This window comes from Enterococcus sp. B2E4 (assembly GCF_030499455.1).
In the GTDB taxonomy this organism is placed as follows: domain Bacteria; phylum Bacillota; class Bacilli; order Lactobacillales; family Enterococcaceae; genus Enterococcus_D; species Enterococcus_D casseliflavus.
Genome location: NZ_JAUKPK010000045.1, coordinates 1 through 2,975, shown reverse-complemented (window position 1 = coordinate 2,975; position 2,975 = coordinate 1). Strand labels below are relative to the sequence as shown.

The 2,975-nt window shown below is 39.3% G+C and carries 2 protein-coding genes; both read left to right on the top strand.

Annotated elements, in window-relative coordinates; translation table 11 throughout:
• Positions 1 to 605 precede the first annotated feature (605 nt).
• Positions 606 to 1,358, top strand: coding sequence for a hypothetical protein (locus Q1X33_RS16520; protein ID WP_005228693.1), 753 nt, complete (start codon positions 606 to 608; stop codon positions 1,356 to 1,358).
• On the top strand, positions 1,331 to 2,975 hold a 1,645-nt coding region (locus tag Q1X33_RS16515), incomplete at its 3' end, for a Cna B-type domain-containing protein (protein WP_301969846.1). The genes Q1X33_RS16520 and Q1X33_RS16515, both read left to right, overlap by 28 nt.

The window sequence follows — 2,975 nt, the reverse complement described above, 5'->3', positions numbered from 1 at the left end:
GCTACGTATCGAAGACCAACTTGGTGAAGTTGCTGAATACAAAGGTTTGCAAGCATTCTACAACTTGAAAAATAAATAATCAATTTCATTGATTTGCTCTGATGTTCTGTGGCGGCTGATTCTTATCAGCTGCCACGACATCAGAGTTTTTTGTTTCATAAAAGTTAAGAGATCTTATAAATAGGCAGAAAATAACCATAAGGTTTTAAAGAATCTGCTAAAATTTTTTTAATATAAAATGAAAATAAATGGATGTTTTATGAAAGTTTTCATCGGTATTTTCAAAATGATAGTTTCTAACAAGTGAAATTTTGTTGAAGGCGTGGCAAAAGCTTTGGGCAGTTGAGTTGAAACAAAAAGACTTTGGTCACGATCAAAACAATCTTTATCGATTTTGACTATTTTTTATGAAAGTATTATTCTTTTATATTTTGATTTTAAAGAAATACTATTTCATTTTCACAAATTCGCTTGAAATCAAAAGACAGGTATCAATGGTTTCTCTCACTTTTTTCACAGAATTGAAATTTTACTAGCTTTGCATTTTCTCTTCTTTCCGATTAGGATAATCACCTGAGTAGAATTTGTTGTTTGGAGGAAGAGAAATGCGTACTTATGTGAAAAAAATATCTTACCCGATTGTTATGTTGTCTTTGCTTGTAATGTCCTATGTGACACCATTGTTACCAGTCTTTACAGCTCATGCGGACACCGAGGGAAACACCAAAATAATTCTATTTCAAAATGAAAAAGGAACAGCGCAAGTGACCTCATTACCAGATCCTACGACAGGAAAAATCACTTGGACGATCGAGGTAGAAAAGAATCAGCAGTCTGCTGCTAATCAACTAGCATTCAGTTTGAGTGAAGGAGAACAAACGGTTCTGCCAGAATCAATCCAAAGCAACGGCACGCCATTTACATATGATCCGCAAAGACAGCAGCTGATGGAAGAAACTACTAGCAGCTCCTTTAGCCAAATGACGCTAACGTTTCAAACAAAAGCTCTTAAAACTTTGACAATCAAATCCGCATTTCTTCAAACAGAGGAAGAAAATGGACAAGTGAAAGAAGACATTATCAACACAACAGATGTAGCAGTTGTTCTACCTGACAATCAATCCACAGAAGCAACGAGTGCCGAAGCAGTGCTTGCTGACAGTCAGGAACAAACAGAGGCTTCCGAAAAACAGCCTGCCACAAAAGCAGCGAGTCACAACCACAAGCAGAATCAACTACCGCATCAACAGCAATCGAATCACCACTTGATACACAAGCAAGTGCGCCAGCAGCTTCACAACTATCAAGTGGCGGCAGCTTTAAGAATGATGTGCCAGAAGTTGATAACGTACTTCTAGGAGAAGCTCAGTATTTTCATATTTTTGCTAACCATGCGACGCTAAATACCCACACGAACGGAAACTTAGCAGTGGGGGAACTAAATGGCAATGTCAATTTTGGAACCAGTATTCAGGATGGTTCGTTGGCAACAGAAATCAATTATATTCAAAAGGTCAATACGATCGCAAATTCTTCCTTTGTGTCAGGAACTGATAGCAGAAAAAACAAAGTTGTCTTTGGCCCATCAGTCACAGTAGATTTAGTAGATCAAAATCAACAACCTGCCGTTTTTGTAAATGGACAGAGAATGGATCACTTGAAAACTTCCGAAGTCTTCCAAGATCAATCTGCAAGTGAACCGTATATAGATTTTAAAAAGGTATTTTCAACGTTACAGGCGACGTCAGAAAGGCTAGGAGCCTATCCGCAAACACCCGGTGTAACCAAAGATTTTACTGATAATAATCAGCGGGTCATCAATACCGCCCGTGCTGAAAATGATACGCAAGAGGTTGTGTTGACCTTAACGGATGAACAAGGAAACCCCCTTGATGACGGTGTCTACGAACTTCAAAATAAAAAGACACATAAAGAGGTTGATGAAGAGGTCACAAATGATGATGGACAAGTAATCGAAACGGATCTTCCAGAAGGGGATTATTCCTTTGTTGAAACAGAAGCGCCAGACGGTTATCTAATCGACAAAAAACCAATTTCCTTTTCGGCAGATACTATTGATGAAGAAGATCAAAAGGTCGTCGTTACTCTTTCAAAAACAGAATTAGAAAAAGATACACCTATTACCATCAAAGGGCTAACAAAAGGCACGTCTCCTGTGCTCATCAATGTGGATACCGAAGGAGCAAGTACCGTTAATATCAAGTCGCAAATCAAACTAGAATATACAGATGGCACGACGCGCAATAGTCATGAAACAGAAGATTTTGATGATGCCGTTATCCTGTGGAATTTTATTAATCAGCCAGAAAATCAAATGATTTCGATTAATAGTCCCTTCCAAGGAACGATTTTGGCTGTTGGTGATACAGTTGATGTCCACCAAAATGTTGACGGCAGTATCATTGCTGATACGGTATTGGTCAATGCGGAAACCCACCGCTGGGATCTTCAAGCCAATGAAACGATTGTACCGATAATCAAACTTGCTGCAATGAATCACCTGCTGTCTCTTGATACAACGACAGTCAGCGGAACCAAAACGTGGGACGATTATGACAACAAATTTAATACTCGTCCGACAAGCATTACGGTTCAATTACTGCAAAACGGTGAAGTGTTCCAAACAAAAACGGTTACCCCGAATAAAGAGGGGGAATGGCATTATGAATTTACCGATCTACCAACAACCGACGAATCTGGTCAGACCTATGACTACGCAATACAAGAAACACCCGTTGAAGGATACACCACCAAAGTAAACGGCTATGACCTAGTCAACACCTACCGTAACACTGAAACGACAGAAGTATCGGGAACGAAGACATGGAATGACAACGACAATCAATTCAACACACGCCCAGAAAGCATTACGGTCAAGCTGATGCAAAACGGCGAAAAATACGCAGAAAAAATCGTAAAAGCAGATAAAAAAGGCAACTGGACCTATCGCTTTG

Excerpts from the sequence above, each read along its gene's own strand:
- Q1X33_RS16520 (WP_005228693.1), top strand. The coding sequence starts at position 606 with ATGCGTACTTATGTGAAAAAAATATCTTACCCGATTGTTATGTTGTCT.